Annotated in this window: 5 protein-coding genes, 3 tRNA genes and 1 pseudogene; 8 read left to right on the top strand and 1 reads right to left on the bottom strand. The window is 59.8% G+C overall.

The window, feature by feature from the left end:
* The 8 genes and pseudogenes from HBO09_RS28685 to HBO09_RS24375 all read left to right on the top strand — a co-directional run.
* Positions 1-116, top strand: a pseudogene (locus HBO09_RS28685) (IS110 family transposase); the annotation flags it as partial.
* Between the two features lie 144 nt (positions 117-260).
* Complete coding sequence (locus tag HBO09_RS24405) at positions 261-818, top strand: CvpA family protein (protein ID WP_070995080.1); 558 nt, start codon at positions 261-263, stop codon at positions 816-818.
* 41 nt (positions 819-859) lie between these two features.
* Positions 860-2,365: an amidophosphoribosyltransferase gene (gene purF / locus HBO09_RS24400; protein WP_169998016.1), complete on the top strand. Its 1,506-nt coding sequence runs from the start codon at positions 860-862 to the stop codon at positions 2,363-2,365.
* A 66-nt stretch (positions 2,366-2,431) separates the two neighbouring features.
* Positions 2,432-3,643 carry an O-succinylhomoserine sulfhydrylase gene (locus HBO09_RS24395; RefSeq protein ID WP_169998018.1) on the top strand — a complete coding sequence of 404 codons (1,212 nt, stop codon included), beginning with the start codon at positions 2,432-2,434 and terminating at the stop codon, positions 3,641-3,643.
* Between the two features lie 11 nt (positions 3,644-3,654).
* Entirely contained in the window at positions 3,655-4,419 is a 765-nt protein-coding gene (locus HBO09_RS24390; RefSeq protein WP_169998183.1) for an SDR family oxidoreductase, read from the top strand.
* A 107-nt stretch (positions 4,420-4,526) separates the two neighbouring features.
* A tRNA-Val gene (locus HBO09_RS24385) sits at positions 4,527-4,602 on the top strand.
* 55 nt (positions 4,603-4,657) lie between these two features.
* Positions 4,658-4,734 (top strand) — tRNA-Asp (locus HBO09_RS24380).
* A 105-nt stretch (positions 4,735-4,839) separates the two neighbouring features.
* A tRNA-Asp gene (locus tag HBO09_RS24375) sits at positions 4,840-4,916 on the top strand.
* Between the two features lie 165 nt (positions 4,917-5,081).
* Here the strand turns inward: HBO09_RS24375 and HBO09_RS24370 are convergent.
* Positions 5,082-6,365 carry an FAD-binding oxidoreductase gene (locus tag HBO09_RS24370; protein ID WP_169998020.1) on the bottom strand — a complete coding sequence of 428 codons (1,284 nt, stop codon included), beginning with the start codon at positions 6,363-6,365 and terminating at the stop codon, positions 5,082-5,084.
* Between the last annotated feature and the right edge of the window lie 103 nt (positions 6,366-6,468).

The following is a 6,468-nucleotide window of genomic DNA, read 5'->3' as shown; positions in this document are numbered from 1 at the left end:
TGACCCAAGCCCTGGTAATCCTCGCCCGCAAGCTCTGCCGGGTGGCATTCGCGCTGATGAAAAACCAGAGCGAATACCAACCGAACTTAAGGTTGCAGGGTTTACCTGCAACATAGAATCTCCCACATTGGTTTCTGACTGTCTTGAGATTGGGTTGGCATGCCACAACTCATTGATTTGCAATGGACTGCCAAACACCGCTTACCGATAGCCCAGCGCTCTGCTAAAATGCGCCGCCTTATCCGTCTGTAGGCTGCACTGTGCCATTTACCTGGGTTGATTGGGCGATCGTAGCCATCATCGCCATCTCCGCATTGATCAGTCTAAGCCGCGGCTTCGTCAAAGAAGCATTGTCGCTGCTGACCTGGATCGTTGCAGGAGTCGTCGCCTGGATGTTCGGCGGATCCCTGGCCGTTTACCTGGCCGGCTATATCGAAACACCTTCGGCTCGCGTCATCGCGGGCTGCGCCATCATGTTCATCGCCACGCTGCTGGTGGGGGCAATGGTCAATTATCTTATCGGCGAATTGATACGTGTCACCGGCCTCTCCGGGACCGATCGATTTCTTGGCATGGCCTTCGGTGCCGCGCGTGGCGCGTTGCTGGTGGTCGTTGCGGTCGGGCTGTTGAGCCTGGGCCCGGTACAGCAGGATGCTTGGTGGCAGGAGTCGAGTCTCGTGCCAAAATTTCTATTGGTTGCAGACTGGTCCAAGAACCTCATATTGGGGTGGAGTAGTCAGTGGCTGGCCAGCGGTATCAGCGTACCCGCTGATATTCCGTTCAAGGAACACCTCTTGCCGGGCAACGCGCCGCAGTAAGTAGTGTTCAGTCAAGATTCATTAAGTAGGGGTTGCGTCGCATGTGTGGCATCGTCGGTATCGTCGGTAAGTCGAACGTCAATCAGGCGCTGTATGACGCGCTAACCGTCCTCCAGCACCGCGGCCAGGACGCTGCCGGTATTGTGACCAGCCACGACGGCCGGTTATTCCTGCGCAAGGACAATGGCCTGGTACGTGACGTGTTCCATCAGCGTCACATGCAGCGCCTGGTCGGGCACATGGGTATTGGCCATGTGCGTTATCCGACTGCCGGTAGCTCGACTTCGGCCGAAGCTCAACCGTTTTACGTCAACTCGCCCTACGGCATTACCTTGGCGCACAACGGTAACCTGACCAACGTTGAACAGTTGGCCAAGGAGATTTACGAATCCGACCTGCGCCACGTCAACACCAGTTCCGATTCGGAAGTGCTGCTCAACGTGTTTGCCCACGAGCTGGCCCAGCGCGGCAAGTTGCAGCCAACCGAAGAAGACGTGTTCGCCGCAGTGACTGACGTGCACAACCGCTGCGTGGGTGGCTACGCGGTCGTGGCAATGATCACCGGCTACGGTATCGTCGGTTTCCGTGACCCGCATGGCATCCGTCCTATCGTGTTCGGCCAGCGTCATACCGACGAAGGCGTCGAGTACATGATCGCCTCCGAGAGCGTATCCCTGGATGTACTGGGCTTCACCCTGGTGCGCGACCTGGCCCCGGGCGAAGCGGTGTACATCACCGAAGATGGCAAGCTGCACACTCGCCAGTGCGCGATCAATCCGACGCTCACCCCGTGTATCTTCGAGCACGTGTACCTGGCGCGTCCGGATTCGATCATTGACGGTGTCTCGGTGTACAAGGCGCGCCTGCGCATGGGCGAGAAGCTTGCCGAGAAGATCCTGCGCGAGCGTCCAGAGCACGACATCGACGTGGTGATCCCGATCCCGGACACCAGCCGCACCGCCGCGCTGGAACTGGCCACCCGCCTGGGCGTCAAGTTCCGCGAAGGCTTCGTCAAAAACCGCTACATCGGCCGCACCTTCATCATGCCGGGCCAGGCGGCTCGCAAGAAGTCGGTACGCCAGAAGCTCAATGCCATCGAGCTGGAGTTCCGCGGCAAGAACGTGATGTTGGTGGATGACTCCATCGTGCGCGGCACCACCTGCAAGCAGATCATCCAGATGGCCCGTGAAGCCGGGGCGAAGAACGTGTACTTCTGTTCCGCTGCGCCTGCCGTGCGTTACCCGAACGTGTACGGTATCGACATGCCGAGCGCCCACGAACTGATTGCGCACAATCGTTCGACCCAGGATGTGGCTGACCTGATTGGCGCTGATTGGCTGATCTATCAGGATCTTCCTGACTTGATCGAGGCGGTTGGCGGCGGCAAGATCAAGATCGAGCATTTTGATTGCGCGGTCTTCGATGGCCAGTACGTGACCGGTGACGTCGATGAGGCTTACCTGAACAAGATCGAGCAGGCGCGTAACGACTCCTCGAAGATCAAGACCCAGGCGGTCAGTGCGATCATCGATTTGTACAACAACTGATTGACTACCGGCCCTGAGGGGCCGGTTTTGTATCTTAAATAAAGAATTGAGTGAAGGAGTGGCAGCATGAGTCAGGAATGGGATGCCGGTCGGTTGGACAGCGACCTCGATGGCGTGGCTTTCGATACCCTGGCTGTGCGCGCCGGCCAGCACCGCACGCCGGAAGGCGAGCACGGTGACCCGATGTTCTTCACTTCCAGCTACGTGTTCCGCACTGCGGCAGACGCGGCGGCGCGCTTTGCTGGCGAAGTGCCGGGTAACGTCTACTCCCGTTATACCAACCCGACGGTACGCGCCTTTGAAGAGCGCATCGCGGCGCTGGAAGGGGCAGAGCAGGCCGTCGCCACAGCAACGGGCATGGCGGCCATCCTTGCGGTGGTCATGAGTCTGTGCAGTGCTGGTGACCATGTGCTGGTATCGCGTAGCGTGTTTGGTTCGACCATCAGCCTGTTCGAGAAGTACTTCAAGCGTTTCGGCATTGAAGTCGACTACGTACCGCTGGCGGACCTTTCTGGTTGGGAGGCGGCCATCAAGGCCAATACCAAATTGCTGTTCGTCGAGTCGCCGTCCAATCCGTTGGCAGAGCTTGTAGATATCGCGGCCCTCGCCGAAGTCGCGCACGCCAAGGGGGCGATGCTGGTGGTGGACAACTGCTTCTGCACGCCCGCCCTGCAGCAGCCGCTGAAGCTGGGTGCAGATATCGTGGTGCATTCGGCCACCAAGTTCATCGACGGCCAGGGCCGTTGCATGGGCGGCGTAGTGGCCGGCCGTGGCGAACAGATGAAGGAAGTGGTGGGCTTCTTGCGCACTGCAGGCCCGACGCTGAGCCCGTTCAATGCCTGGATTTTCCTCAAGGGCCTGGAAACCCTCAGCCTGCGGATGAAGGCTCATTGCGCCAACGCCCAGGCCCTGGCCGAGTGGCTGGAGCAGCAGGACGGCATCGAGAAAGTCCACTACGCCGGCTTGAAGAGTCACCCGCAACACGAACTGGCCCAGCGTCAGCAGCGCGGGTTCGGTGCGGTGGTCAGTTTTGAGGTCAAGGGCGGCAAAGAGGGTGCATGGCGCTTTATCGACGCTACGCGTCTGATTTCCATCACCGCCAACCTGGGTGACAGCAAAACCACCATTACCCATCCAGGCACCACCTCCCATGGGCGCCTGGCGCCGCATGAGCGTGAAGCGGCCGGTATACGCGACAGCCTGATCCGCGTTGCAGTGGGCCTGGAAGACGTGACTGACTTGCAGGCTGACCTGGCTCGCGGGCTGGCTGCCTTGTGATCGAGTGGTCCCTGGAGGCGGCTGGCGCCAGTAATGGCCGAGTCGCGCTGGTAACGGGCGCGGCACGGGGTATCGGCCTGGGAATCGCTGCCTGGTTGGTCAGCGAAGGCTGGCAGGTGGTGCTGGCCGATCTGGATCGCGAGCGGGGCGCCAAAGTGTCCAAGGTGTTGGGCGATAATGCCTGGTTTATCACCATGGACGTGGCCGATGAGCAGCAGGTGGCCCGTGGGGTCGCTGAAGTGCTCGGTCAGTTCGGGCGCCTGGATGCCTTGGTGTGCAATGCCGCGGTGGCTGATCCGCGCAATATCACTTTGGATAGCCTGGACCTGGCTTATTGGAATCGGGTGTTGGCGGTGAATCTCAGTGGGCCGATGTTACTGGCCAAGCACTGTGCACCGTATCTGCGTGCCCATGGTGGTTCTATCGTCAACCTGGCCTCTACGCGGGCTCGGCAGTCGGAGCCGGACACCGAGGCCTATGCGGCGAGCAAGGGTGGCCTGCTGGCCCTGACCCATGCGCTGGCCATCAGTCTGGGGCCGGAGGTGCGGGTCAACGCTGTCAGTCCTGGTTGGATCGATGCCCGTGATCCTGCAGCGCGCCGCGCAGAGCCGTTGAGTGATGTCGATCATGCGCAGCATCCTGCGGGCCGGGTGGGGACGGTTGAGGATGTGGCGGCCATGGTGGCGTGGCTGCTGTCGCGCAGCGCTGGGTTTGTGACGGGGCAAGAGTTCGTGGTGGATGGCGGCATGAGCAAGAAGATGATTTACAGCGAGTAGGGTGGGGAGCTGTCTTGACTTGATTTTGTCTTTTTCAGAAAAACTTCAAGCAGGCTATTGACTTAGGTCCGCTATCTGCGTAAATTTCGCGGCCTCAACGAAGCAAAGGGTGATTAGCTCAGCTGGGAGAGCATCTGCCTTACAAGCAGAGGGTCGGCGGTTCGATCCCGTCATCACCCACCACTTCTTGAGAGTTTTGCCTTCGGGCAAGACGCAACGTTAAAGGTTGCACCGACGCGCAGCGGTAGTTCAGTCGGTTAGAATACCGGCCTGTCACGCCGGGGGTCGCGGGTTCGAGTCCCGTCCGCTGCGCCATATTTTCCAGGTCCGATGTTTCGGATTTGAGATTGAACAGCCAAGGCTACTCAGTCAGATGTTTGAAGGCGGTTGAAGGTGACACTTCAGCAGTCTGAGCGATACGCAGCGGTAGTTCAGTCGGTTAGAATACCGGCCTGTCACGCCGGGGGTCGCGGGTTCGAGTCCCGTCCGCTGCGCCATATCTGTTCCGGGGTCCACTGAACACCCCGAGAGCGCCAAGGCAAGCTTCATGCTTGATTGGATCGATAGCAAAGACCCTGGTCGAAAGACCGGGGTTTTTTGTGTCTGTGATTTGATCATCAGGCCTGTAGGAGCCGGCGAGCCAGCTCCTACAGGGGTGTCGATCAGAAGCCCAGCTTGTCCCGCAGCCCGTAGTACCACGCGCCCATTGCCGCGAATGGTGTGCGCAGCAGTTGCCCGCCTGGGAACGGGTAGTGCGGCAGGTCGGCAAACGCGTCAAAACGCTCCGCCTGGCCTCTGAGGGCTTCGGCCAGTACCTTGCCGGCCAGGTGCGTATACGTCACGCCATGGCCGCTACAGCCCTGGGAGTAGTAGATGTTATCGCCGATGCGCCCAACCTGGGGTAGGCGTGACAAGGTCAGCAGGAAGTTGCCGGTCCAGGCGTAGTCGATTTTTACATCCTTCAACTGCGGGAAGGCCTTGAGCATCTTCGGTCGGATGATTGCTTCGATATTCGCCGGATCCCGCGCGCCATACACCACGCCACCGCCGAAGATCAGGCGCTTGTCGCTGGTCAGTCGGTAGTAGTCGAGCAAGTAGTTGCAATCTTCGACGCAGAAGTCCTGTGGCAGCAGGTTTTTAGCCAGCTCATCCCCCAGAGGTGCCGTGGTAATCACTTGTGTACCGCATGGCATCGACTTGGCCGCCAGCTCGGGTACCAGGTTGCCCAGGTAGGCGTTGCCGGCGACGATGATGAATTTAGCCTTCACCTTGCCTTGGGCTGTATGGACGACAGGGTTGGCGCCACGCTCGATGCGCACGGCGGCGGACTGTTCATAGATGGTGCCGCCCAGGGACTCCACGGCCGCCGCTTCACCCAATGCCAGGTTGAGCGGATGGATATGCCCGCCACTCATGTCCAGCAGGCCGCCCACGTAGTTCTCACAGGCCACCACCTCGCGGATGCGTCGCTCGTCGAGCAGCTCCAGCTGTGTATGGCCGTAGCGCTCCCACAAACGCTTCTGTGACTCCAGATGGCCCATGTGCTTGCTATTGAGCGCAGCGAATACACCACCGTCCTTCAAGTCGCACTGAATCTGGTATTTGGCTACCCGCTCACGAATGATCCTGCCGCCCTCAAAGGCCATTTGTCCCAATAGCTGCGCCTGCTGAGGGCCGACGCTGCGTTCGATCACATCGATATCACGGCTGTAGCTGTTGACGATCTGGCCGCCGTTGCGCCCCGATGCACCGAAACCTACCTTGGCGGCTTCCAGTACCGTCACGCGAAAGCCGTTCTCCAGCAGGAACAGCGCGCTCGACAACCCGGTATAGCCGGCGCCGATCACGCACACATCGGTTTCGACTTCACCTTGCAGCGCTGGCCGGGGAGGAACCGCATTGGCGGACGCGGCGTAATACGACTGGGGGTAGGGGGTGTTCGCCATACTGGAACCTCTGTTTTATATTTTTTACGAGTGCGCCGATCCTACCTCAGTTGAAAATGCCCTGCCAGCCACCCGGAAAAAGCAGCATCGCCGGGAAAAAATA

The organism is Pseudomonas sp. WS 5027 (assembly GCF_012985695.1).
Lineage (GTDB): Bacteria > Pseudomonadota > Gammaproteobacteria > Pseudomonadales > Pseudomonadaceae > Aquipseudomonas > Aquipseudomonas hygromyciniae.
This window is presented reverse-complemented; position numbering and strand designations above follow the sequence as displayed.